Genomic DNA, 20,845 nt, shown 5'->3' on the forward strand with positions numbered 1-20,845 from the left:
TACACGTCGCCTGCGGCCGCCTCGTGGCAGTCGAACTCTCGCCGAATGGAACGCACGTCCGGCTCACTATGACTCGCGACTCTCAGTCCGACGCCGATGTCTCGACACCCGCAGCGTTCAACGCCGCTCTCGCGGACCTGCTCGTCCGGGCGTACGCCCAGGGCATCGACGTGCAGGGCGCGTGGGCGTGCCGGAGTGGCGACGACAGCCCCGACTGGGAGGCCGCCGTCGTGGAACTCGACGACGGCAACTGACCGCCGCGACCCCGGCCGCGTTTCCACAGTTTCATATTGCAGGCACGTCGTCTACCAGTCGATTACCGTGAGCGGGGAGTCCATCTCGGAGGCCGGGGGCGCGAGAAGCACCGAACCGCGACTCGTCGTCGTCTGTGGGCTGCCGGGTGCCGGCAAGACCACCGTCGCCGAGCACGCCGTCGACACGCTGGACGCCGAGTTGCTCCGCACCGATGTGGTCCGGAAAGAGCTGTTCCCGGACCCCGAGTACACGCCGGCGGAGATGCGCGCCGTCTACGACGAACTCCTCGACCGCGCGGCCGCCGCGCTGCGCGCCGGCGAACCGGTCGTCGTCGACGGGACGTTCAAGGAGCGCGACCTCCGCGGGGCCGCCCGCCGCACCGCCGAGCGCGTCGGCGTCCCGCTCACACTCGTCAAAGTCGAGTGCGAGGAGGACGTGGTTCAGGACCGCATCCGCGCGCGCTCCGGCGACGAGAGCGACGCGGACTTCGCCATCCACCAGCGGTTCCGCGAGCAGTTCGAGGCCATCGCCGGCGAGCACGCGCTCGTCGACAACTCCGGCACGCTCGACGAGACGCTCGGTCAGGTCAACGAACTCTTCTGACTGTCCGCGACGGGCGTCCCCCGGACGCAGACTCCCTGGGCCTGTGCGGCGAGTGCCACGCAGTCTGCCAGCGCGCTACTCGCGCGACCCCAGCCAGTACACGACGGCAGTCACAGTGATGCCAGCGGCGAGCCCCAGTGACACTGCGCCGCGCGGCGACGCGTCGGAGAACACGTAGTACACGCCCGTCGCGACGATGCTGTACGAGAGGAACTGGAGGGCAACAGATGCCGTGGTTCGCCGGGAAGCGTTCATCGGCTGGTCGAGACAGGGTGCCACCGCGGCAAAAGCGTTCACCCTGTGTTCCGAGCGCGCCCCACGCACCGACCGTCACAGCACTATTCCGGGCCACGGCTCCGTCGACACCGCTGTCGGACCGGGCTCGGTGGCCGCCGCGGTAGCCTTTTCTCGGGACGACGCCAAGCCCCGGGTGTGACCGACGAGACGGACCCGCTCGCGTGGGAGACGACGAGCCGCGAAGTCGCGTACACGTGCCCCGGCTTCGACATCGTCCGGGAGGACGTCCGCCTGCCGAACGGCACGGAGACCGACTACGACTACCTCCGCGACGGCCCCGCGGTCGTCGTACTGGGGTTCACGCCCGACGACGACGTGGTGCTCGTCGAGGAGTGGCGGCAGGCCGTCGACCGCGTGAACCGCGCGCTCCCCGCCGGCAGCGTCGAACCCGGCGAGGACCTCGCCGTGGCGGCCCGCCGCGAGTTCGGCGAGGAGACGGGATACGAGCCGGACACCCTCGAACAGTACGCGACCTACGAGCCCGCCAACGGCATCAGCGACGCCGTCCACCACTACTTCGTCGCCGAGGGCTGCACGCCGACCGGCAGCCAGTCGCTGGACGACGACGAGTCCATCCGGGTCGCCACCCAGTCTTACGACGACCTCGTGGCCGCGGTGCGGGACGGCGAGATTCGGGACGGGCGCACCGCGCTCGGCGTCCTCCAGCACGAACTCGCGTAGCTTTATCTCGCTGCCCGACGCGCACCCGGTATGGGCGTCATCGTCTACGAGGACCCGCAGGGCGGCGTCACCGAGTGGCCGACCGACGACGAGCGACTGCGCTACGACGAGTCGACGGGCCACTGGCTCGTGAAGACCGGCGACGGCACCGTCCGCCGGATTCCCCGAGAGCGCGTCTTCTACGTGGAACAGGACTCCTGACGGCCGCCACCGAAGGCAAGCCTCAAGCGCGCGAGGTGGCTACTCCGGTGCAATGAGAGACGTCTTCGAGGTCGGCGCACAGGACGGCCTCGCCCGTATCGGCGAACTCGACGTGCCGCGCGCGGGCGTCACCGTCGAGACGCCGACCCTGATGCCGGTCGTCAACCCCAACCTCGTCACGGTCGAGCCCGCCCGCTTCGAGTCCGAGTTCGGCGCGGAGCTGCTCATCACGAACTCCTACATCATCAACAACGACGACGACCTCCGCGAGCAGGCCCTCGACGAGGGCCTCCACGAGATGCTGGGCTTCGACGGGGCCATCATGACCGACTCCGGGAGCTTCCAGCTCGCCGAGTACGGCGAAATCGACACGGACACCGAGGCCATCCTCGAGTTCCAGCGCGACATCGGCAGCGACATTGGCACCCCCGTGGACATCCCGACGCCGCCGGACGCCGAGCGGGAGCAGGCCGAGGACGAACTCGCGACCACGCAGGACCGACTCGAACTCGCGGAGACCGTCGACGTCGGCGACATGCTCGTGAACGCGCCCGTCCAGGGGTCGACGTTCCCGGACCTCCGCGAGCGAGCGGGCGAGCACGCCTACGGCACGGACCTCGACCTGTTCCCCGTGGGCGCGGTCGTCCCCCTGATGAACCAGTACCGCTACGACGACATGACCGAGGCCGTCCTCGGCGCGAAACGCGGGCTCGGTCGGGACGCTCCGGTCCACCTGTTCGGTGCCGGCCACCCGATGATGTTCGCGCTCGCGGCCGCCCTGGGCTGTGACCTCTTCGACTCCGCCGCGTACGCAATCTACGCCCGCGACGACCGCTACCTCACCGTCTCAGGCACGAAGCACCTCGACGACCTCCACTACCTCCCCTGCGACTGTCCGGTCTGTGCCGCTCACTCGCCGGACGACCTCAAGCAGGCGGACGACGACACCCGCGAGCGCCTGCTCGCCGAGCACAACCTCCACGTCTCCTTCGGCGAGATTCGGCGCGTCAAGCAGGCCATCAAGTCCGGGAACCTCATGGAGCTGGTCGCCGCTCGCGCCCACGCCCACCCGACGACCCTCGACGGCTACCGCGCGCTGCTGGACCACAGCGACCAGCTCGAGGCGAGCGACTCCGCGAGCAAGGGCGCGTTCTTCTACACGGGCGCGGAGAGCGCCCGCCGGCCGGAGGTGCTGCGCCACCACCAGCGCCTCGACCGACTCGACGTCGACGGCGACGACGTCCTCCTGACGGAGGGAGACAGCAACCACCGCTACGACGAGTCCTGGAACGTCCTGCCGCCGTTCGGCCCGTACCCGTCGGCGCTCGCCACCACCTACCCGCTGACGGCCGAGACGCCCGAGCGGATGGACCGCGCGGGCTACGAGGCGGCCGCGGAGGGCGTGCGGCGACTCGCCGCGGCGAACCCCGACACCGAGTTCACGCTCGCCCACGACGGCTGGCCCGAGACCGCGCTCGCGACGGTCCCGGAGCGTGTCGACCTCTACAACTCTGCAACCGGCGAGTGACCGCTCTGGGGGGACGCCGAAAGGCAAGGCAATTGGGCGCGCGCCCCCCAGAGAGCATCAATGACTGAGTACTTCGAGGTCCACGAGCGCGACGCCGCGGCGCGCGTGGGCGAGCTCCGACTCTCGGAGCCCGTGACGACGCCGGCGCTCGCGGACGACGTGGTGGCGGACGCTGGCAGCCGGTGGACGCAGCCCCAGGAGACGCCCGAGGGCGACGACTCGGTACTGACCGTGCTGCCCCACCGCGCCTTCCCGTCGGGGACCGCCGACGAGGTCCAGGAGTCGTTCGCGCCCGAGTATCCGGATGTCGACTACCCGAGCGCGGCCGTTGTGTCGCCCGAGACGGCCGCGGACTTCGGGGCCGACGCCTACGTGCTCTCAGGTGCGCCCGGCATCGTCGGCCACGGGTCGGCGTTCACGGACGCCGTCATCGAGACACGGGAGGCGACCCCGGACGACACCGCGCTCTACCTCTCCGGCGTCGCGACGCCCCGGAACGCCGCCGTCCTCGTCTACGCTGGCGTCGACCTCGTGGACGCCGACCGCGCCGTGATTCGCGGCACCCAGGGCACCTACCTCACGACCGAGGGCGAGTACGACCTCGCGGACCTCGACGAACTCCCGTGTTCGTGTCCGGCCTGCCAGCAGTCCGTCGACTCGTTCGACCGCGAGGACTGCGTCGACCACAACGTGAACGCGCTCCGGGCCGAACTCAGCCGCGTGCGGCGTCGCATCCGCGACGGCCGGCTGCGTGACTACGTCGAGGGGCAGGCCCGCCACACGGCGTGGCTGACGGCGGCGTTCCGGGAACTGGACCAGCAGTACGCCTACGTCGAACAGCGGACGCCCGCGTACCGCGACTCCCTGTTGCTCTCCTCGACGGAGGACGCGCTCCGCCGCGTCGAGATTCAGCGCTTCGCCGACCGCGTCACCAGCCGCTACCGGAAGCGCCTCGACGGCCACCCCCTGCTACTGGTGCCCTGTTCGGCCCGGAAACCGTACAGCGACTCCCAGAGCCACCGCCAGTTCCAGGACGCCGCCAGCTACCGCGCGCACATGGTGTCGATGACGTCGCCCATCGGCGTCGTCCCGCAGGAACTCGAACTCACGTACCCCGCCCAGCACTACGACTCCGTGGTGACGGGCCGCTGGAGCGCCGAAGAGAAGGACTTCGTCGCGCAGGTACTCCGGCGCTACCTCGACCGCACGGACTACTCCCGCGTCATCGCGCACGTGCCTCCGGAGGGCTACCGAGACATCTGCGAGCGCGTCGCCGCCGAGGTCGACGTGCCCTTCGAGTTCACGGTCGAGGACCACCCGACGACCGACGAGAGCCTCGGCGAACTGAACGCCGCGCTCGCCGGCGAGGACAAAATCTGGGTGCAGGAACGCGAGGAAGCGACGCTGAAGGCGGTCGCGGACTTCTACTTCGGGGACGGTGCCGGCGACGAGGTCTTCGCCGACATCGAGGTGCAGGGCCGCTACCCGAAGCTCCAGGCGCTGGACGCCGACACCGGCGACCAGCTGGCGGCGCTCGTTCCCCAGTACGGCTCGCTGTCGTTCACGCTCGCCGGAGCCCGGAAGTGGGTCGACAGCGACGCCCCCACGAAGCGCGTCGAAATCGACGGCTTCGTGCCACAGGGAAGCGTGCTCGCGCCGGGCGTGATAGACGCCAGCGACGACATCCGGGTCGGCGACGAGGTCGTCGTGGAGGGGCCCGCGGCGTTCGCCGTCGGGCGCGCAGAGATGCCCGGCCCAGCGATGGCCGACGCCACCCGCGGGATGGCGGTCCACGTCCGACACTGCGTGGAGAAGTAACAAGGCCCCCCGCGTCGTGGACGGCACCATGCGCGTCGAGGCTGCGATGACGACGGACGTGGTGTCGGTGGCCGCCGAGGCCTCGCTACACGAGGCCGCCGGCCGGATGCTGGACGCGAGCGTGGGCAGCGTCGTCGTCACGAGCGACGGCAATCCAGCGGGCATCCTCACCGAGTTCGACTTCGTCGCGGCCGGCCACGAGTTCGACCGGGCGTTCTCCGAGATTCCCGTCTACGCCGCGGCCTCGCGGCCGCTGGAGACCGTGGAGCCGTCGGCGTCCGTGGAACGCGCCGCCCACCAGATGCACGAGGCCGAGGTGAGTCACCTCCCGGTCGCGGACGGCCTCGACCTCGTCGGCATCGTCACGACCACGGACCTCCTCGCCGTCCGCGACCGCATCGACGACGACGCGGAGCGAGCGCTCAGAGCCCGCGAGGACTGGACCACCCGGGGGTAGCCGGCGGGATTCGGTGGATTGATTCGCGAGGCCGGACGAACTCAGGTGTGGACAGAGAGCGCCTCACGGCCACGGCCGCCGGCTTCCTCGTCGCCGCAGTGGTCTTCGCCGTCATGTTCTACGTCGTGGACGCCGGCGAGGTGCTGGCGGAGGCTCGGGGTGCCGACCCCGCGCTGCTCGCCGGTGTCGCCGCGCTCATTCTCGCGTGGAACGTCGCCTGGGGCGTCGAACTGTGGACGGTTCTGGAGGCGCTGGGCGTCGACGCGCCGGTGTCGACCGCGCTCCTGGCGAACGCTGCCGGGGCGTTCGCGAACCACGTCACGCCGTTCGGGCAGGCGGGCGGCGAGCCAGTGACGGCGTGGCTGCTCACGCAGGCAGCCGACACCGACTACGAGGTGAGCCTCGCGTCCATCACGTCCCTGGACGCCATCAACGTCGTGCCGTCGACGACGTTCGCGCTCGTCGGCGCTGCGTACTACGTCGTCACGGTCCCGCAACTGCCGAGCGAACTCCGGGGGCTGACGACCGCAGTGGCCGGCGGCGTCGCTGTCGTCGCGGTCGCCGCTGTCGTGCTGTACGTGTTCCGAGACGGCGTCGGTCGCGTCGTCGCGGACGCCGCCTACCGCGTCGTCCACGCCGTCACTGACCGCGTTCCGCGACTCACGCCGCCGAGTCGGGACGCGCTGATGGACCGCGTCCGGACGTTCGCCGCCGCCATCGGGCGCGTGGGCCGGGACCGCCGGCGGCTCGTCAGCGCGGTCGCGCTCTCCGCGCTCGGCTGGGGGTTCCAGGCAGTCGGGCTCTGGGTGACGTTCCTCGCGCTCGACACCACCATCCCGTTCTACGTGCCCTTCTTCGTGTTGCCGCTGGGAACGATGGGGTCCGTGCTCCCGACGCCGGGCGCGCTCGGCGGGACGGAAGCCATCAACGTCACCGCGCTCACGGTGGTCACGTCGGCGGCCGCGCCGACCGTCGCTGCGGCCGTCACGATTCACAGCGTCGGTGGGTACATCCTCACCACGAGCGTCGGCGCTGCGGCCGCGAGCGTGCTCGGTGTGCAGGGACGCCGCCAGAAGTGAGCGTCAGAGGTAGCCGAGGTCTTCGAGGTGGTCGTCGATGTCGAGTTCCTCTAGCTGGTCGAGCGGCTGGCCGCGAGCGGGCAGCAACCGCTCCATCCGGGCTTCGACGTCGGGGTCGTCAATGCGGCGGAGTTCTCGGGGGTCGGCGTCGAGGTCGTACAGTTCGGCGTCCCAGTCGCGGTCGGGGTACGTGACGTACTTGTAGCCGTCCGCGCGCACCGCCCGCGCCCAGTTCCGCTCGCGGTGCAGCGACGCGCCACACGCTCGGAGGTACGCCGGGCGGTCGCTGTCGGTCGCGGCCGACACCGGCTCCCCGTCGACCTCGTTGTCGGGGCGTTCGTCGACGCCGAGCGCGTCGAGGAGGGTCGGCAACACGTCGACCTGCCGGAGCTGGGCGTTCACGGAGCCCGCCTCGACGCCCGGCCCCGCGAGCACGAACGGAACGTTCGTCGTGAAGTCGTAGACGTTCTCGCCGTGGCCGTTCTCCAGGTAGTGGTCGGTGATGTCGGGGCCGCGGTCGTCCCAGCGGCGGTTCAGCGCCGCCACGCGGTCCCGGAGGTCGACGCCGCCGTAGTACTGGAGGGCGTCCCGGGCGGACTTCACGAGGAGTCGCAACGGCGAGTTCCGGAAGGTGACGCTCTCGCCGTGGTCGCCGACGAACGCGACGACCGTGTTCTCCGGGGCGGCGTCCACGAGGTCGGCGAGGTCGCGGTCGAGCGCCGAGAGCGCGCGGCCGTACGGCGTCGCGCCGTACTCGGGGCTGTCGTACTCGTCGGGGACGTGGACGTCCTCGTGGAGCTCCCAGAGGTGGACGAACGCGCCGAACGGCTCCGGCATGGATTCGAGACGGTCGAGTAGCTCGGGCTTCCAGCCGCGGAAGAGGTCGGCGTCCTCGGAGCGGTGGTCGTACACGTCGAAGCCCCTGTCGAGGCCCGTCTCCGGCAGGAGCGGTCCGGTGACCTGCGCTTCGGTGTGGTAGCCCGCGTCACCGAGCACGGCCCCGAGCGGGTCGACGTCCGCCGAGAGCGTCCCCCGGCGCAGCGACATGACGCCGTTGCGCTCGTTGTACGTTCCCGTGAGGAGGCTCGCCATCGCCGGCGTCGTCGTCGTGGTCGACGAGTAGACGTTCGAGCAGTCGAGGCCGTCCGCGCGCAGCGAGTCGAGGAACGGCGTGTCGGTTCGGTCGCTGCGCACGAAGTCGTCGCGCAGGCAGTCAACGCAGAGTATCAGGAGGTTCGGGGGCGTGTCCGTAGTCATACTTTGTAACCGAGGCTTTCCAGGCGGTCGTCGATGGTCTCCTCGTCGGTCGCCTCGCTCCCGTCCGGGTCGCCGGGGTCGTGGGTGTGGTCGTCGCTCGCGGTCGTCTCGCACCACGGCACCTCGCGCAGCGCCGGGAGGTCGACGCCCGCGGGATGGCCGTAGATGTGGTGTTCGCCGAACGCGTTCCCGTGGTCGGCGGTCAGCACCGCGGTCTCGGCGTCCACGTTCGACAGCAACAGTTCGACGTCGTCGAGGACGGCTTCGAGGTTGCGCTCGTAGTCCGCCCAGACGTCCTCGACGGTCCGCCGGCCGAACCGGAGTTGCTCCCAGACGGACATCGGCTGGTCGCCCCAGTCGTCGAGCGCGATGCCATCGTCGCCGCCGCCGAAGACGGTCGGGAAGTGCGGCTGCATGTAGTGGACGACCAGCCGCTCGGTCTCCGCCCGCCGGCCGGTGCGAATCGCGGCGTCGGTCAGCGGCCGGGGCGGAATCGTCCCGCGGTCGTCGTCCCACGCGTACTGCCACACCTCCTCGCAGGCACCGAGACGGTCGGTGTCGATGGTCCGCGAGGAGTAGGGGTTCCCGGTGACGTAGGTGACCTTGGCCAGCTCGTCGTCGCTGGCCTGCCCGAAGACGGATTCCAGCCACTCCGTCGAGGAACTCGCCGGCGACGTGGCGGTGCCGCCCACGTCGAAGGAGTAGTCGCCGTCGCCGACGACGTCCGCGAACACGTCGGCGCGGCAGGCGTCGAGCACGACCAGGAGGTCCCAGTCCGCGCCCAGCACGTCGTCCGGGTCACTGCGGCTCCCGAGAGCGTAGTACGTCCGCGAGACGAACTCCCGGACGGCGTCGAAGCCGGCGTGCCGGAGACTGCGGGCGGCCGCCGCGAGGTCCGAACTCATCGGTCCCCGGCACACCTCCAGCACCGCGGCACGGCGTGGCCGTCGTTCACGCCAGCGGGAACGACGGCGACCTACAAGACTGCTACGGAACCGAGATGGAGCGGGCAGTCGGCCGCCGCAGCGGTCGACACCGCGTTCTCGGTTAGCCGCTCGCCTCGCGAGCGGCACCGCTAATCTCCCGCGAGCGCGCCGTACTCGTGGTCGCCGTCGACGTCGACCGCGCCGCGGCGGACGGTCGTGTCGCCGGCGAGGTGGGCGCGGGCGGCGGCGACGAGCGCCTCGGCTTCGAGGGGCTGGCCGCGCTGCTTGAGGTCCTCGACGGTCGCGTTCGGCGGGACGGTGAACGCGCGCTGGGTGAGAATCGGTCCCTGGTCGAGGTCCGTCGTGACGTAGTGGGCGGTGACGCCCGCGACGCGGACGCCCGCCTCGACGGCCTGCCGGTAGGCCTGCGCGCCCGGGAACGCGGGCAGCAGGCTCGGGTGGACGTTCACGATGCGGCCGGCGTACCGGAAGACGACGTCCGGGCTGAGGATGCGCATGTAGCGCGCGAGCAACACGAGGTCGACGTCGTACTCGTCGAGCAAGTCGAGCAGGCGCTCCTCGTCGGGAGTACCCGAGTCGTCGCCGATGTCGTAGAACGGGACGCCGTACTCTTCGGCGACCGACTGGAGGTCGTCGTGGTTGCCGACGACGACCCGGACGGGTGCGTCGAGGTCGGCGTCGAGGAGCGCGCGCAGGCAGTGGTCTTCTCTCGTGACGAGGACGGCGATGCCCTCGTCGCGCTCGCCCGGGAACCGGACCGTGACGTCCACGTCGAGGTCCTCGCCGGCCGCGTGGAGGTCGTCGCGGAACGCCTCGCGGTCGGTGACGGGCGTCTCGCCGTCCTCGAAGCCGCAATCTGCCAGCAGCGTCATCCGGAACACGCCGTCCCTGACCGTCTGCTCGATGTCCTCGATGTTCGCGCCGTGCTCGAACAGCAGTCCGGTGACCGCGGCGACGATGCCGGTGCGGTCGGCTCCGACGACCGTGACTTCGGTGTAGTCACTGTCGTCGGTCGCTACGCCCGTGGACTGCTGCTCGCTGGGCATACGCAGTCGGACGGCGTCACCACGGATAGGTGTGGCCCGGGCGTGCTTCCCAGTGGCAATCCACGAACGTGCAATACGACAGATTTCCACAAGAGTAATTGGGCACGGACGACCACACTACGGTGATGACCGCGTACACCGCCACGGTGACGGTCCGACTGAAGCGGGGCGTCCTCGACCCCGAAGCCGAAACCACCCAGCAGGCCCTCGAACGCCTCGGGTTCGAACTCGGCGACCTCCGGTCGGCCGACCGCTTCGAGATCGACCTCGACGCCGACGACGAGACGGCGGCAGCCGACCGCGCCGGCGAGATGGCCGAACGCCTGCTCGCGAACCCGACCATCCACGACTACGACGTGGCGGTCGAACCCCGGGAATGACTGTCTCGGTGATTCGCTTCGGTGGCTCGAACTGCGACCGGGACGCCGTCCGCGCCCTCGAACACCTCGGCGTCGACGCCGAAATCGCCTGGCACGAGGACGGCCTCCCCGCCGACACCGAGGGCGTCGTCGTCCCCGGGGGCTTCTCCTACGGCGACTACCTCCGGGCCGGCGCGATGGCCGGCCGTTCCCCCATCATGGCCGAGATTCGGGACCGCGCTGACGACGGCGTCCCCGTCCTCGGCGTCTGCAACGGCGCGCAAATCGGCTGTGAGGCCGGCCTGACGCCGGGCGCGTTCACGACGAACGCCAGCGCGCGCTTCCAGTGCGAGCGCGTCCACCTCCGCGTCGAGAACGCTGACACACTCTGGACCGCCGCCTACGACGAGGGCGAGGTCGTCGAGGTCCCCATCGCGCACGGCGAGGGGCGCTTCGAGGTCGGCGAGGACGCCTACGACGACCTCGTCGCCGACGACCGCGTGCTCTTCCGGTACTGCGACGCGGACGGCGAAGTCACCGACGACGCGAACCCGAACGGCTCCACGGGCGCTGTCGCCGGCATCCTCGGCGACAGCGACAACGTCGCCGTCATGATGCCCCATCCCGAGCGCGCGACACTCCCCGAACTCGGACTCACCGACGGCCAGGGCGTCCTCGACGCGTTCGCCTGACTGCTACGCGTCCTCGTCGCGCTCGACGTGCTGCCCCCAGAAGCCGTCGTGTTTCGTGACGGTCACGTCCCCGTAGACCTCGGTCTGGCAGGCCAGCCGGAGGCCGCTGTCGGCATCGTGGGGCGGGAACGACAGTCGACGTTTCTCCCCGCTTGTCGGCTCGCTCACGTCGCCCTCGACCGAGACAGCGCACGTCCCGCAGGTCGCCATCCCGCGGCAGTTCAGGCTGTCGGCGAGGCCGTTGTGCGGCGTCTCGCCGGCGTCTTTCAGTGCGTCACGGAGCACGGTACCCTCCTCGCAGTCTATCTCACGGCTGCGATAGTTTATTGTTGGCATACGTCACGGTACGAGTGCCAGCCTCCTACCAGTTGTCCCGGGCTGGCTGCGCGTCGTCCACACGCACACTCGCGGTCGCAGGGACCACCGGACGGTTCTTTGTCGTCCACACCGACGACTGCGGTATGACTGCCTCCGACGGGTCACTAGTCGCTCGTCGCCGTCGAGAACGGGTCGCCGTCTGGGTCGTCGGCCTGCTCGTCGTCGCTGCCACTGTCGGTGTCGGCTGGGCGGCGACACCCTATCACGACGCCCGCGGAAGCGTCGCCGCCGTCGAGGCCCAGAGCGGCGTCACCGTCGACCGGACGGACGCCGGCGGGTACGTCCTCCGGCCGACCGGCGCGGACACCGACACCGGCCTCGTCTTCTACCCCGGCGCGCGCGTCCACCCGGACGCCTACGTCGGGTCGCTCGCCGCGCTCGCGAGCGAGGCCGGCGTCACCGTCGTGATTCCGAAGCTCCCGCTGAACCTCGCCGTCGTCGACTACGGGCTGGCGAGCACCGGCCTCCGCTCCCACGCGGCCGAGCGAGCGATAGCCACCCACGAGAGCGTCGATGACTGGTACGTCGGCGGGCACTCTCTCGGCGGCGCGATGGCGTGCCAGTACGCTGCAGGGAACGAGGACGTCTCCGGGCTGGTGCTGTACGGGTCGTACTGCGACGTGGACGTCTCCGACCGCGCGGACCTCGCCGTGCTGAGCGTCGTCGGGGAGTCGGACACCGTGCTGAACCGGGCGGCCTACGAGGACTCGCTCGCGAACCTCCCCACATCGGCGCGCGTCGCGGTGCTACCGGGCGTCAATCACACCCAGTTCGGGACGTACGTCGGACAGGACGCGCCCTCGGGGACGACGTTCGAGACCGCACACGACCGGCTGAACGCGGTTGCAGTCCCGTGGTTCCAGAACGAGACCGAGACCGTCCGATTAGCGCGCACCGGAATCGCCGGCTGAGCGCTCCGCTCCCTCACTCCTCGCTGGTGGTGTCGACGCCGAGTGCGGCGTTCAGCCCGCAGAAACAGGTGACGGCGTTGAATCCGAGGCCGGCAGCGGCGACGCCTGCGAGCAGGCCGGTGGTTCGGTCGCCGTCCCGGAGTTTCACGACCGCGAGCGCGGTGAGCGCCACGGCGAGCACGGTGCGGACGAGTCGGTCGCGGCCGCCGACGTTGCGTTCGACCATACCCGTCCGTAGGGCGTCGAGTGACTTGGCTGTGGGGTCCGCCGGCGGGGTTCGCCGACAGATTCGGTTCCCGGCCACCGGTGACCCGGCTCGGGTGCTACGCCTCCGGCACCCAGACGAGCGGGTGGTTGCGCCACGCCCACCGCTGCTCGGGCTTCTCCACGACCTCCCAGAAGCTCCGCGGCCACGTCCCGAGCGCGCTGTGCATGGCGTCGTCGGACAGTGTACTCTCGCGGTCCTCGTCGTCAGCGTCCGCCCAGAAGGCGGGCCAGTCGATAGTCCCGGAGTGGGTCGGGTCGTCGCCCGTCATCGCAGCGCGTCGAGGGCGTCGAGGGTGTGCTGCCAGCTGTCGCGGTCGGCGGCTGCGCTCCCGGTGGGCGTTCCCCCGTGTACCATGTTCGGTCCGTCGTCGCGCTCGACAACCGTTCGCTCCGTCGTGGGATGGTACGGCAGGAAGATGCTGTGCCCGGCGTCCGCGTACTCGTGGTGGGTGACGCGTCCGGCCGCGTCCCTCATCGCCACTGCGAGCGTCTCGGCCATCTGGTCGGCCGGCCACACGCCGTCGTCGCCCCCGGACACCAGCACCACGTCCGCCGCGACGGCCTCGACCGGGAGTCGAGCCGCGCGCCGCTCCTCGTCAGTAGCGTCGGCCACGAATGCCTCGAACATCGGCCGGCCGCGCCGGCCGCGCTCGGTCTCCTCGCCGCGGCTATCGCTGTCCGGCAGTGGGAGCGTCGAGAGCGGTTCCCCATCGACCGTCCACGCGGAGGGCGGCGCGCTCTCGTCGTCACCGTCGCCAAACCAGGTGTAGGCGCTCGGCGCGTACCCGACGACGACGCCGATGTCGTCGCGTTCGCTGGCGGCCAGAAGTGCGAGTTCACTGCCGCGGGAGACGCCAACGACGCCCACGTCTCCCGCCGTGACGGCCGGGTGGTCGCGGAGGAAGTCGACCGCACGGCCGGCGTCGGCGACGGGGACTTCGGCGAACCGCTCGCAGACCGGCTCGGAGCCGCCGAAGTACCGGAGCGCGAGCACGACGCACCCCTCGGCGGCGAGTACGCGCGCCTTCCGCCCCAGTGGCTCGCCGCCCGAGCCGTGGAGCGCCAGCACGCCCGGGTATGGGCCGTCGTCTTCGGGAACGTGGAGGTCGCCGGCGAGGCCGTCCGTCGCGGGGTCGAGTTCGGTGTGTTCGACGCCCGGCGCGACGCGTCGCGTCACGGTGGTCGACGCGACCTCGTCACCGTCGACGCGAGCGGTCAGGTGGAGGTCGGTCGTCTCCGTGGCGGTGTCGTTGTGCACCGAGTCGTCCGCGGCGAGCTCGGCGAACTGCACGAGCCCCATCGGTCGAACGCCGTCGTAGTCGCCGGCCACGGGGGCGTGCTCGGTGAGGTCGACGCGACCATCGCCGTCGGCCGTGAACGTGGCTTCGCTCGCCCACTCGGTGCCGAGGTCGGCGAATGCGGCTTCGAGCGTGACGCGCTGGTCGGGGTGGAGGCCGCACACCGTGACGGCGAGCCGGTCGGTGACGCAGGCGGGGTCGGGGGTGACTGTCAGAATCGGGGCGCTGCCGGAGCCGTCGGCTGGGGGAGTTGCTGTCATTGGAGTCGTGACTGCGGAGTGGTCGGCGGGCGCTGCGAGCGGCCGCGCCCGTTCGCTCGGGGTAGGGGCGCGGAGACGTAGCTACGCGGAACTGATAGAAGAAGCCGGCGATTTAATTACTGCTAACTCTTCGCTCAATTATTATCTTTCCGGGGACTTAGTGGTTTTCCCGAATGAACTGACAGGTCCGCGCTCGGACAGCCACTCCCGACCTCTACTGTGCCGGCCGCGAACGGGCCGGGCCGGCTGCCGCGCCCGCACAGTGCCGCCACCGAAACAATGTAGCCCCTCGTCGCCACACAGCTACACATGGGCCTTGGCAAACACCTCACGAACGGCATCGTCTCGCTCGTCGTCAGTGTCGCCGCCACCGTCTTCGCCGCGGACGACGGCGACGGCCCCTGGGAGCTCGAACAGGTCGCGCTGGCCGTCGCCGTCTCGGCGTTCCTCTCCGGCTTCTTCACGAGCTACTTCGCCGAGTAGCACCCGCCGGGGAAACGCCGATACGACGCCCGCACGTAGCGTGCCCGTGGACGAACCAGCACCAGCCGGCGACGACTGGCCCGACCGACCGCTGTCGCCCAGCGAAGCCCGAGACCGCCTCGACGCCGGGGAGGACGCCCGCGCCGTCTGGGTGATGGACCACGACGACGGCGTGCGCGCCACGGTCGTCCCCGACGACGCCCCGGAAGACGCGGTCGTGGACGTCGTCCTCGAGACGGCCACGGGCTTCGAGATGTACAGCTACACGCGCGGCCAGTGGATGGACTACGGCACGCAGCGCCACGACGACGAGGACGCCCCCTCCATGGCGGGGACACTAGAGAGTTACCGCGTGCTCGCCGGAGAATCGTCGCTGTCGACCTGAGAGCGCCCGCGGCCGGTCACTCGGCCAGCGGGAGATTGTACGCCGCCTCCCGCTCCACGACGGCTTCGTGGGTCGCCTCGCACTCGCAGGCGACCTCCGAGAACACCGACGGGTCCTGCCGGAGGTCGAAGTCTTTGATTGCCTCCTGCACCAGGTCGTCGCACTCGCCGCAGTTGTGCGGCCCGCGGTCGCTGCCGTGGCCGACGGGGTCCGAGACGACGATGGCGTCGACGTCCGCCGTCGACTCCAGTACCTCGGCGACGCTCCAGAGCCACGGCGGCCGGTAGCCGCCCCGGAAGTGCAGCTGGTCGACCATCGTGTACCGCTGGACGTTCGTCGGATTCATCGAGACGGTGTGACAGCCGGCGACGTCCGCGCAGCGACGGATGGACGACTGCATGTCCTCGATGGCCTCGGACTCCGAGAGGAACGGCGGCTTCATCAGGAGGTACGCCTTCACGCCGGCGTCGGCCTCCCGGGCCTCCGCGCAGGCGGCCTCGAAGTCCGAGAAGTCAAAGTACTTGTTCACGCAGTCGTGGCGCACCCGGTCGGTCGCGGTCTCCAGCCCGACCGCCACGTCCGTCTCCAGACCGACCTCGGTGAAGTCCGCGAGCTTCTCGCGCTCCACGAAGTCCGGCAGGCTCTCCACGACGATGCGGTCCCGGTCCGCGAACGTCTCCGCGATGGCCTGCCGCGTCTCCGCGGGCACCTCGCGCTCGTCAAGGAAGGACCCGCTCGTGTAAATCTTGATGAGGCCGGCCTCCTCGTCCGCTTCCTCGCGCTCGTGGGCGAGACACTCGTCGACTTGCGCCATCAGGTCCTCGTGGGCGACCGTCCCGCCCTCGACGGACTCCGCGACGTAGCCGCACATCGTGCAGCCGCCGGCCCGCGCCCACCGGCAGCCGCCCGTGTTCAGGATGATGGTGAGGCTGTCGTAGACGCCGTCCGGCGTGTTGTCCTCGTCCAGCCAGACCCGGGTCGGCTCCCGCGGGTCGTAGTCTTTCGACCCCTTCTCGTCCCGCAGCTCCCGCATCACCTGGTTGTGGGCGTCCATCCCCCGCCCACGCTCGTAGACCTCCGCGCTCGGCTCGCTCATTGCCCGCGACGAGGGCTCGTGGGCGTAAAGCGGCTTCGTCTGTCGGCGTCCGCCCGAGAGCCCGACAGACGGAGGAGAATCAGAATCCGAGCCGTCGCCAGACCGCCAGGAGCCGAGCCACGCCGCGCGCCCGCTGTTCGTCCTCCTCGTCGTCCTCGTCGTCGGGGGTCTGGACGCCGATTCGCGAACTCCGACCGGTGGTCGCGTCGATGACTTTTGCGTGCTTCAGCATACTCAGTGCGCGCTCTGCTCGGGCCTCTGGAGTGATGTACGCTCGGGTTCCAGCAACGCCGGGAAGCCACTCGACGACGCGCCCAGTCGGCCTCAAGCGTTTTGTGGCCTCCCCGAGAGCCCCCAGACGTGAGCAAAGCGACATTCGAAGTGTACGAGGACGAGGCCGGACAGTACCGCTGGCGGCTCGAACACGACAACGGCAACATCATCGCGGACTCCGGCGAGGGGTACGCGTCCAAGCAGAAGGCCAAGGAGGGCGTCGAGTCGGTCAAGACCAACGCGCCGGACGCCGAGGTCGAAGAGCTCGACTGACTGCACTCCCGCCCTCGACGCCCACTCGTTCTTGTGCCGTGAGCCCGAACTACGAGCTATGACTGTCCGGGGCGCGCTCGGGCGGGCGGTCGACCGGCTGGAGCCCCGGCCGCGAGTCGTCGACTGGTCGCTGCTCGCGCTCGTCGCCGCCGAAGCCCTCACGGGCCTCGTCTCGTTCGTAGTGGCGACTCCGGACGGCTGGCCCGTGTTCTGGCTCCACCGCAGCCTCGGGGTCGCTATCGTCGCTCTGCTGTTCTTCAAACTGCGTCGCGTCCGCCGGAACCTCACCGAGCCCGGCCGGTGGCGGCGCTCCACCGCGCTCTCAGTGCTGGCCGCCGTCGCTGCACTCGGCGCGCTCGCGACGGGCGCGGCGTGGGTGTTCGGCCTCGACGTCCGCGTCTCGCTGTGGACGCTGCTGAGCGTGCACGTCGCTTTCGGCCTCCTCCTGCTCGTCGTCGTCCCCCTGCACGCCGCCACCCGGTTCCGGCTGCCGCGCCGCGCGGACGTGGAGGGTCGCCGCACCGCGCTCCAGTACACCGCGCTGTTCGTCGCGGGCGCGGTCACGTACCGCGTCCAGACGGCCCTCAACACCGCGCTCGACACGGCGGGCGCAGACCGGCGATTCACCGGCTCTCAGCCCAGAGAGGGCGAGGGCAACGACGCCTTCCCGCCGACCTCGTGGGTGGCCGACGACCCCGAGCCAGTCGACCGCGAGCGCTACCGGCTCGCCGTCACCGGTGAGGTCACCGACTCGCTCGCCCTCCCGGTCGAGGCGGTCGCCAGCGGCGAGGCGGAGCGCGCGCTGCTGGACTGCACGAGCGGCTGGTACACGGTTCAGGACTGGCGGGGCGTCCGGGTCGGCGACCTGCTCGACGCCGCTGGCGGCACCACCGAGGACGCGAGCCACGTCCGGTTCGTCTCCGTCACCGGCTACCGCTGGACGCTCCCGGTCGAGGAAGCCAGAGACGCCCTGCTCGCGACTCACGTCGGCGGCGAACGGCTCAGCCACGGCCACGGCGCGCCCGTCCGTCTGGTCGCGCCCGGCCGTCGGGGGTTCCAGTGGGTGAAGTGGGTGACGCGCGTCGAAGTCAGACCGGGGCCGGACCCCGCCCAGTGGGTGGTGACGCTCGTCAGCGGCTTCGACTGACGCGGGCCGCGAGCGCACCCAGTACAGCGCCGGCGAGGTTCGCGAGCGCGTCCGTGACGCTCGCCGTTCGGCCGGCGAGCGGCTGCACGACCTCGACACTCGCGCCGAACCCGGTCACGGCGACGACCACGGCGACGAGCGCTCGCCGGCCGGGGTCCTCGACGGCGCGCGTCGCGGCGAACGCGATTGCCGCGTAGCCGACAGCGTGGACGAGCTTGTCCGCCCCAGTGGGAACGCTGTCTCCGTCTGGAACCGGGACCAGCGACGTGGCGAGCACGAGGACGGACACCGCGACCGCGACGACGGCCCACCGCCGCCGCATCACTCGAAGGCGTCGAGCGCGTCGCCGAGCGGCGGCGCGTCGAACCACTCGTGGCCCGTGTAGCGGTTCGCGCCCGCGGCGTACAGGTCCGCCGCGGCCTGCAGAATCTCCGGCGGCAGCGGGTCGGGGGACGGCTCACAGAGTGACTTCCAGTCGGCGACGCCGCGCTCGTCCGCCGCCCGCTTCGCGTCTTTGACGGCGTCGACCCACTCGGGGTCCGAGCGCTTGTAGAACTGCCGCACGGCCTCCTTCGAGACCTCGCGGCCGTCGAACCGGAAGCGGTTCTCGTCGAACGTCCCGGCGACGTCCGCGACCCGCACCTCGCCGTCGACGTACAGGCACTCGATTTTGCCGTCCTCGTGGACGAACCCGGTCTCGGCGGCGCGCTCCGTGACGGCCTCGTTCACGCGCCGGGCGAGCGCGTCCAGTTCGGCGACGTCGGCCGTGCCCGCCACCCGGTCGGCCTCGGACTTCGAGAGGTAACGGTCCTGCTCCTCGTACTTCGTCGAGAACTCCACGACGGTGTCCGGCAGGTCGACGGGCTCGTCGGGCCACTCGCTCGCGTCGAGGCCGACGTCTGTGGGGGCACAGCGCGAGCGCAGACTGGAGCCGACGGGGACGCTGTTCCGGAAGACGACCTCCAGCGGCACGAGGTAGTTCTCGCCGGCGGCCTCGTGGTAGTGGTCGTAGTCGTACTCGCCGTCCGTGAAGGGGAGGTCGGGGACCTGCGTGAGTCCGACCACCATCTCGGTCGGTGCCTCGGGCGCGTCCGCGAGGGGGACGGTGTCGCCGTCGGGCGTCCGGACTCCTCGGTAGTGCGTCGGAATCCCCTCGGCTTCGAGGAGTTCGAAGTTGAACGCGCCCATAGTGCAGAGGCTCGCACCCTTCCCCGGGACGTGGTCGGGCATCTCGCCCCAGTCGAAAACGGAGTACCGGTCGCTGAACTCGAAGACGCCCCGGCCGAGCGCGTCGCGGGCGGGTGTCGACTCGACGCGGAGGTCCTTGACGCTCGCCATACGTGTACGACCGGGACCCCACCCCATCAATCTTTCACTCTCGTGCCCACAACCCCACCGCTTCGAGTGGAGATGTACACTTTCGTGTGTCGAACAAGTGCCGGTGTGGCAGGACTTTTGTCCGTGCGAGGACACCCACCAGCAATGACCGACGCCGGCGACCTCGAGTTCGACGTGGTCTCCGAGACCGACCAGTCGTTCGAGAACGCGCTGGCGAAGGCCCGAGACGGCGAGCGCCTCACCGTCGACGACGGCATCGAACTCATCACGACCGGCACCGACAGCGAGGGCATCGACCCCCGCCGGAAGGAACTCGTCCTGGAGGCCGCCGACCGCCGCCGCGCCGAGGTCGTCGGCGACGAGGTGACGTTCGTCGCGAACCTCAACAACAACGTCACCACGGCCTGCAACACGGGCTGTCTGTTCTGTAACTTCAAGGACACCGCCCACCGCTTCGAGACCGAGAACGACGAGGCCCACGCCGGCTTCACCAAGACCCCGGAGGAGTCGAAAGCCACGGTCGCGGACGCGGTCGAACGCGGCGTCTCCGAGGTCACCTCTGTCTCCGGCCTCCACCCCGCGTTCGGCCTGAACGAGGCCCACCGCGAGGCCCTCGACCCCGACGATCCCGACCACAACTACAAGCCGCCGGAAGTGTACGACACGGACCCGACGACGTACACCGAGCAGATCGCGGCGATGAGCGAGGCGGGCGCACACGTCCACTCGATAACGCCGGAGGAAGCCCACCACGCCCAGCGCGGGGTGGACTGGGGCTACGACGAGGTCTACGAGACGCTGGCCGACGCCGGCCTCGACACCGTCCCCGGCACCGCCGCCGAGATTCTCGTCGACGAAGTCCGGGACGTCATCTGCCCCGGCAAGATGGTCACCGACGAGTGGGTCGCCGCGATGGAGGCCGCCGCCGACGCCGGCCTCCCGATGACCGCGACCATCATGTACGGGCACGTCGAGAACGCCGCCCACCGAATCCAGCACCTCGACGTGGTCCGCGACCTCCAGGACCGCACCGACAACATCACCGAGTTCGTCCCGCTGTCGTTCGTCCACGAGCAGACGCCGCTGTACGAGCGCGGCGTCGTCGACTCGGGTGCCAGCGACGCCGAGGACGAACTCATGGTCGCGGTCTCCCGCCTGTTCCTCGACAACGTCGACCACATCCAGTCATCGTGGGTGAAGTTCGGGGACGCGAAGGGACTCAAGCTACTCAACTGCGGTGCCGACGACTTCATGGGCACCATCCTCAGCGAGGAAATCACGAAGCGCGCCGGCGGCCAGCACGGCGAGTTCCGGTCGGTCGCGGACTACGCGGAGATGATCTCCGCCATCGGCCGCACGCCCGTCGAGCGCTCCACGGACTACACCGAGCGCCGCGTCCTCGACCCCGACGCCGATACCCTCGGCCCCCGAATCGGCCCGGAGGCCGACGGCACGCCCCTCGTGCCGGAACGGGACGCCGACGCCGCCTCGGACGCCGCGAGCGCCGACGACTGAC

28 protein-coding genes are annotated in these 20,845 nt (G+C 70.4%); 16 read left to right on the plus strand and 12 right to left on the minus strand.

Annotated features, from left to right (window positions below; all coding sequences use genetic code 11):
- The first annotated feature begins 68 nt into the window (after positions 1-68).
- Positions 69-254: a hypothetical protein gene (locus tag BMW35_RS15900; RefSeq protein WP_245708167.1), complete on the plus strand. Its 186-nt coding sequence runs from the start codon at positions 69-71 to the stop codon at positions 252-254.
- 67 nt (positions 255-321) lie between these two features.
- Positions 322-858 carry a P-loop nucleotide/nucleoside kinase family protein gene (locus tag BMW35_RS11335; RefSeq protein ID WP_245708168.1) on the plus strand — a complete coding sequence of 179 codons (537 nt, stop codon included), beginning with the start codon at positions 322-324 and terminating at the stop codon, positions 856-858.
- A 75-nt stretch (positions 859-933) separates the two neighbouring features.
- Here BMW35_RS11335 and BMW35_RS11340 read toward each other — a convergent pair whose 3' ends face one another.
- Positions 934-1,113, minus strand: coding sequence for a hypothetical protein (locus tag BMW35_RS11340; RefSeq protein ID WP_089669551.1), 180 nt, complete (start codon positions 1,111-1,113; stop codon positions 934-936).
- Between the two features lie 177 nt (positions 1,114-1,290).
- On the opposite strand from BMW35_RS11340, the gene BMW35_RS11345 reads away from it, so the two are divergent.
- Genes BMW35_RS11345 through BMW35_RS11365 form a run of 6 tightly spaced genes read left to right on the plus strand, consistent with a single transcriptional unit; the run spans position 1,291 to position 6,919 of the window.
- The gene (locus BMW35_RS11345; RefSeq protein WP_089669552.1) at positions 1,291-1,836 is read left to right on the plus strand and encodes an NUDIX hydrolase; all 546 of its coding nucleotides are present in this window, start codon (positions 1,291-1,293) and stop codon (positions 1,834-1,836) included.
- A 30-nt stretch (positions 1,837-1,866) separates the two neighbouring features.
- On the plus strand, positions 1,867-2,037 hold the full coding sequence (locus BMW35_RS15660) for a hypothetical protein (protein ID WP_177170829.1): 171 nt from the start codon (positions 1,867-1,869) through the stop codon (positions 2,035-2,037).
- A gap of 52 nt (positions 2,038-2,089) precedes the next feature.
- Positions 2,090-3,565 carry a tRNA guanosine(15) transglycosylase TgtA gene (gene tgtA / locus BMW35_RS11350; RefSeq protein ID WP_089669553.1) on the plus strand — a complete coding sequence of 492 codons (1,476 nt, stop codon included), beginning with the start codon at positions 2,090-2,092 and terminating at the stop codon, positions 3,563-3,565.
- Between the two features lie 60 nt (positions 3,566-3,625).
- The gene (gene arcS, locus BMW35_RS11355) at positions 3,626-5,383 is read left to right on the plus strand and encodes an archaeosine synthase subunit alpha (RefSeq protein WP_089669554.1); all 1,758 of its coding nucleotides are present in this window, start codon (positions 3,626-3,628) and stop codon (positions 5,381-5,383) included.
- A 28-nt stretch (positions 5,384-5,411) separates the two neighbouring features.
- A complete protein-coding gene (locus tag BMW35_RS11360) occupies positions 5,412-5,840 on the plus strand; it encodes a CBS domain-containing protein (protein ID WP_089670416.1) in 429 nt (142 codons plus the stop codon).
- Positions 5,841-5,887: 47 nt separating this feature from the next.
- The gene (locus BMW35_RS11365; protein WP_089669555.1) at positions 5,888-6,919 is read left to right on the plus strand and encodes a lysylphosphatidylglycerol synthase transmembrane domain-containing protein; all 1,032 of its coding nucleotides are present in this window, start codon (positions 5,888-5,890) and stop codon (positions 6,917-6,919) included.
- A gap of 3 nt (positions 6,920-6,922) precedes the next feature.
- On the opposite strand, the gene BMW35_RS11370 is transcribed toward BMW35_RS11365, so the two are convergent.
- From BMW35_RS11370 to BMW35_RS11380, 3 genes are all read right to left on the minus strand, one after another.
- Positions 6,923-8,176 carry a sulfatase family protein gene (locus BMW35_RS11370; RefSeq protein ID WP_089669556.1) on the minus strand — a complete coding sequence of 418 codons (1,254 nt, stop codon included), beginning with the start codon at positions 8,174-8,176 and terminating at the stop codon, positions 6,923-6,925.
- Positions 8,173-9,081: a hypothetical protein gene (locus BMW35_RS11375; RefSeq protein ID WP_089669557.1), complete on the minus strand. Its 909-nt coding sequence runs from the start codon at positions 9,079-9,081 to the stop codon at positions 8,173-8,175. The genes BMW35_RS11370 and BMW35_RS11375 overlap by 4 nt, the downstream gene beginning before the upstream one ends.
- Positions 9,082-9,251: 170 nt before the next feature.
- Positions 9,252-10,169, minus strand: a complete 918-nt coding sequence (locus tag BMW35_RS11380; RefSeq protein WP_089669558.1) for a formyltetrahydrofolate deformylase — start codon at positions 10,167-10,169, stop codon at positions 9,252-9,254.
- Between the two features lie 125 nt (positions 10,170-10,294).
- Between BMW35_RS11380 and purS the strand changes: the two genes are divergently transcribed.
- Entirely contained in the window at positions 10,295-10,549 is a 255-nt protein-coding gene (purS, locus tag BMW35_RS11385; protein ID WP_089669559.1) for a phosphoribosylformylglycinamidine synthase subunit PurS, read from the plus strand.
- Positions 10,546-11,220 (plus strand): phosphoribosylformylglycinamidine synthase I, encoded by a 675-nt coding sequence (purQ, locus tag BMW35_RS11390; protein ID WP_089669560.1) that lies wholly within the window; start codon positions 10,546-10,548, stop codon positions 11,218-11,220. The genes purS and purQ overlap by 4 nt, the downstream gene beginning before the upstream one ends.
- A 3-nt stretch (positions 11,221-11,223) precedes the next feature.
- Here the strand turns inward: purQ and BMW35_RS11395 are convergent, their stop codons facing one another.
- The gene (locus BMW35_RS11395; protein ID WP_089669561.1) at positions 11,224-11,556 is read right to left on the minus strand and encodes a 2Fe-2S iron-sulfur cluster-binding protein; all 333 of its coding nucleotides are present in this window, start codon (positions 11,554-11,556) and stop codon (positions 11,224-11,226) included.
- A gap of 125 nt (positions 11,557-11,681) precedes the next feature.
- On the opposite strand from BMW35_RS11395, the gene BMW35_RS11400 reads away from it, so the two are divergent.
- A complete protein-coding gene (locus BMW35_RS11400) occupies positions 11,682-12,509 on the plus strand; it encodes an alpha/beta hydrolase (RefSeq protein ID WP_089669562.1) in 828 nt (275 codons plus the stop codon).
- Between the two features lie 13 nt (positions 12,510-12,522).
- On the opposite strand, the gene BMW35_RS11405 is transcribed toward BMW35_RS11400, so the two are convergent.
- The 3 genes from BMW35_RS11405 to BMW35_RS11415 all read right to left on the minus strand — a co-directional run bounded on the left by BMW35_RS11405 (position 12,523) and on the right by BMW35_RS11415 (position 14,334).
- A complete protein-coding gene (locus tag BMW35_RS11405) occupies positions 12,523-12,735 on the minus strand; it encodes a YgaP family membrane protein (RefSeq protein ID WP_089669563.1) in 213 nt (70 codons plus the stop codon).
- A 97-nt stretch (positions 12,736-12,832) separates the two neighbouring features.
- Positions 12,833-13,045: a hypothetical protein gene (locus BMW35_RS11410; RefSeq protein WP_089669564.1), complete on the minus strand. Its 213-nt coding sequence runs from the start codon at positions 13,043-13,045 to the stop codon at positions 12,833-12,835.
- Positions 13,042-14,334, minus strand: coding sequence for an acyl-CoA thioester hydrolase/BAAT C-terminal domain-containing protein (locus tag BMW35_RS11415; RefSeq protein ID WP_089669565.1), 1,293 nt, complete (start codon positions 14,332-14,334; stop codon positions 13,042-13,044). Before BMW35_RS11415 ends, BMW35_RS11410 begins: the two co-directional genes overlap by 4 nt.
- Positions 14,335-14,643: 309 nt before the next feature.
- On the opposite strand from BMW35_RS11415, the gene BMW35_RS15665 reads away from it, so the two are divergent.
- The gene (locus tag BMW35_RS15665; RefSeq protein ID WP_177170830.1) at positions 14,644-14,817 is read left to right on the plus strand and encodes a hypothetical protein; all 174 of its coding nucleotides are present in this window, start codon (positions 14,644-14,646) and stop codon (positions 14,815-14,817) included.
- Between the two features lie 46 nt (positions 14,818-14,863).
- Entirely contained in the window at positions 14,864-15,202 is a 339-nt protein-coding gene (locus tag BMW35_RS11420) for a hypothetical protein (RefSeq protein WP_089669566.1), read from the plus strand.
- Between the two features lie 16 nt (positions 15,203-15,218).
- Here the strand turns inward: BMW35_RS11420 and BMW35_RS11425 are convergent, their stop codons facing one another.
- Together BMW35_RS11425 and BMW35_RS15905 are read right to left on the minus strand one after the other, a co-directional pair.
- Positions 15,219-16,298: an archaeosine biosynthesis radical SAM protein RaSEA gene (locus BMW35_RS11425; RefSeq protein ID WP_089669567.1), complete on the minus strand. Its 1,080-nt coding sequence runs from the start codon at positions 16,296-16,298 to the stop codon at positions 15,219-15,221.
- Positions 16,299-16,377: 79 nt separating this feature from the next.
- Positions 16,378-16,530: a hypothetical protein gene (locus BMW35_RS15905; protein ID WP_245708170.1), complete on the minus strand. Its 153-nt coding sequence runs from the start codon at positions 16,528-16,530 to the stop codon at positions 16,378-16,380.
- Positions 16,531-16,658: 128 nt separating this feature from the next.
- Between BMW35_RS15905 and BMW35_RS11435 the strand changes: the two genes are divergently transcribed.
- Positions 16,659-16,844, plus strand: coding sequence for an HVO_2922 family protein (locus tag BMW35_RS11435; protein ID WP_089669569.1), 186 nt, complete (start codon positions 16,659-16,661; stop codon positions 16,842-16,844).
- A 58-nt stretch (positions 16,845-16,902) separates the two neighbouring features.
- The gene (locus BMW35_RS11440; RefSeq protein ID WP_089669570.1) at positions 16,903-17,991 is read left to right on the plus strand and encodes a molybdopterin-dependent oxidoreductase; all 1,089 of its coding nucleotides are present in this window, start codon (positions 16,903-16,905) and stop codon (positions 17,989-17,991) included.
- On the opposite strand, the gene BMW35_RS11445 is transcribed toward BMW35_RS11440, so the two are convergent.
- Together BMW35_RS11445 and BMW35_RS11450 are read right to left on the minus strand one after the other, a co-directional pair.
- A complete protein-coding gene (locus BMW35_RS11445; RefSeq protein WP_089669571.1) occupies positions 17,975-18,313 on the minus strand; it encodes a VanZ family protein in 339 nt (112 codons plus the stop codon). The genes BMW35_RS11440 and BMW35_RS11445 overlap by 17 nt on opposite strands.
- Positions 18,313-19,329, minus strand: a complete 1,017-nt coding sequence (locus BMW35_RS11450; RefSeq protein WP_089669572.1) for a phosphoribosylaminoimidazolesuccinocarboxamide synthase — start codon at positions 19,327-19,329, stop codon at positions 18,313-18,315. Before BMW35_RS11450 ends, BMW35_RS11445 begins: the two co-directional genes overlap by 1 nt.
- A 144-nt stretch (positions 19,330-19,473) precedes the next feature.
- Here BMW35_RS11450 and cofH point away from each other — a divergent pair, with 144 nt between their 5' ends.
- Positions 19,474-20,844, plus strand: a complete 1,371-nt coding sequence (gene cofH / locus BMW35_RS11455; RefSeq protein WP_089669573.1) for a 7,8-didemethyl-8-hydroxy-5-deazariboflavin synthase subunit CofH — start codon at positions 19,474-19,476, stop codon at positions 20,842-20,844.
- Position 20,845: the final 1 nt, after the last annotated feature.

This window comes from Halobacterium jilantaiense, assembly GCF_900110535.1.
GTDB lineage: Archaea > Halobacteriota > Halobacteria > Halobacteriales > Halobacteriaceae > Halobacterium > Halobacterium jilantaiense.

Bases quoted from the DNA above. Each gene is read 5' to 3' on its own strand.
- BMW35_RS15900 (WP_245708167.1), top strand. From the start codon at position 69: ATGACTCGCGACTCTCAGTCCGACGCCGATGTCTCGACACCCGCAGCG.
- BMW35_RS11340 (WP_089669551.1), bottom strand. From the start codon at position 1,113: ATGAACGCTTCCCGGCGAACCACGGCATCTGTTGCCCTCCAGTTCCTC.
- BMW35_RS15660 (WP_177170829.1), top strand. From the start codon at position 1,867: ATGGGCGTCATCGTCTACGAGGACCCGCAGGGCGGCGTCACCGAGTGG.
- tgtA (WP_089669553.1), top strand. From the start codon at position 2,090: ATGAGAGACGTCTTCGAGGTCGGCGCACAGGACGGCCTCGCCCGTATC.
- arcS (WP_089669554.1), top strand. From the start codon at position 3,626: ATGACTGAGTACTTCGAGGTCCACGAGCGCGACGCCGCGGCGCGCGTG.
- BMW35_RS11360 (WP_089670416.1), top strand. From the start codon at position 5,412: ATGCGCGTCGAGGCTGCGATGACGACGGACGTGGTGTCGGTGGCCGCC.
- BMW35_RS11370 (WP_089669556.1), bottom strand. From the start codon at position 8,176: ATGACTACGGACACGCCCCCGAACCTCCTGATACTCTGCGTTGACTGC.
- BMW35_RS11375 (WP_089669557.1), bottom strand. From the start codon at position 9,081: ATGAGTTCGGACCTCGCGGCGGCCGCCCGCAGTCTCCGGCACGCCGGC.
- BMW35_RS11380 (WP_089669558.1), bottom strand. From the start codon at position 10,169: ATGCCCAGCGAGCAGCAGTCCACGGGCGTAGCGACCGACGACAGTGAC.
- purS (WP_089669559.1), top strand. From the start codon at position 10,295: ATGACCGCGTACACCGCCACGGTGACGGTCCGACTGAAGCGGGGCGTC.
- purQ (WP_089669560.1), top strand. From the start codon at position 10,546: ATGACTGTCTCGGTGATTCGCTTCGGTGGCTCGAACTGCGACCGGGAC.
- BMW35_RS11395 (WP_089669561.1), bottom strand. From the start codon at position 11,556: ATGCCAACAATAAACTATCGCAGCCGTGAGATAGACTGCGAGGAGGGT.
- BMW35_RS11400 (WP_089669562.1), top strand. From the start codon at position 11,682: ATGACTGCCTCCGACGGGTCACTAGTCGCTCGTCGCCGTCGAGAACGG.
- BMW35_RS11405 (WP_089669563.1), bottom strand. From the start codon at position 12,735: ATGGTCGAACGCAACGTCGGCGGCCGCGACCGACTCGTCCGCACCGTG.
- BMW35_RS11410 (WP_089669564.1), bottom strand. From the start codon at position 13,045: ATGACGGGCGACGACCCGACCCACTCCGGGACTATCGACTGGCCCGCC.
- BMW35_RS11415 (WP_089669565.1), bottom strand. From the start codon at position 14,334: ATGACAGCAACTCCCCCAGCCGACGGCTCCGGCAGCGCCCCGATTCTG.
- BMW35_RS15665 (WP_177170830.1), top strand. From the start codon at position 14,644: ATGGGCCTTGGCAAACACCTCACGAACGGCATCGTCTCGCTCGTCGTC.
- BMW35_RS11425 (WP_089669567.1), bottom strand. From the start codon at position 16,298: ATGAGCGAGCCGAGCGCGGAGGTCTACGAGCGTGGGCGGGGGATGGAC.
- BMW35_RS15905 (WP_245708170.1), bottom strand. From the start codon at position 16,530: ATGCTGAAGCACGCAAAAGTCATCGACGCGACCACCGGTCGGAGTTCG.
- BMW35_RS11440 (WP_089669570.1), top strand. From the start codon at position 16,903: ATGACTGTCCGGGGCGCGCTCGGGCGGGCGGTCGACCGGCTGGAGCCC.
- BMW35_RS11445 (WP_089669571.1), bottom strand. From the start codon at position 18,313: ATGCGGCGGCGGTGGGCCGTCGTCGCGGTCGCGGTGTCCGTCCTCGTG.
- BMW35_RS11450 (WP_089669572.1), bottom strand. From the start codon at position 19,329: ATGGCGAGCGTCAAGGACCTCCGCGTCGAGTCGACACCCGCCCGCGAC.
- cofH (WP_089669573.1), top strand. From the start codon at position 19,474: ATGACCGACGCCGGCGACCTCGAGTTCGACGTGGTCTCCGAGACCGAC.